At 61.8% G+C, this 322-nt stretch carries 1 protein-coding gene; it reads left to right on the top strand.

The window, feature by feature from the left end:
* Positions 1-322 (top strand): ABC transporter permease subunit (locus QP363_RS12845; protein ID WP_284764770.1); only part of this gene is annotated, 322 nt, incomplete at both ends.

Consider the following 322-nt stretch of genomic DNA (forward strand, 5'->3'; position numbering starts at 1 on the left):
CTCCTGGGCATCCAGGACATCTTCCCGGTGCTGGGTCTGAACTCCAAGCTCGGTCTGATCTGCGTCTACCTGGGTGGCGCGCTTGGTTCGAACACGTTCCTGCTCTACGGCTTCTTCAACTCGATCCCGCGTTCGCTCGACGAGGCGGCCATGATTGACGGCGCGACCCATGCGCAGACTTTCTGGACGATCATCATGCCTCTCGTGCGTCCCGTCCTCGCGGTCGTCGGCCTGCTGAGCTTCATTTCCTCGCTCGGTGACTTCGTTATCGCCCGCGTGGTCCTGCAGGATCAGAGCCAGTTCACGCTGGCGGTCGGCATGT

The sequence above is a fragment of the Corynebacterium sp. UMB6689 genome (genome assembly GCF_030215295.1).
Taxonomy (GTDB): domain Bacteria; phylum Actinomycetota; class Actinomycetes; order Mycobacteriales; family Mycobacteriaceae; genus Corynebacterium; species Corynebacterium aurimucosum.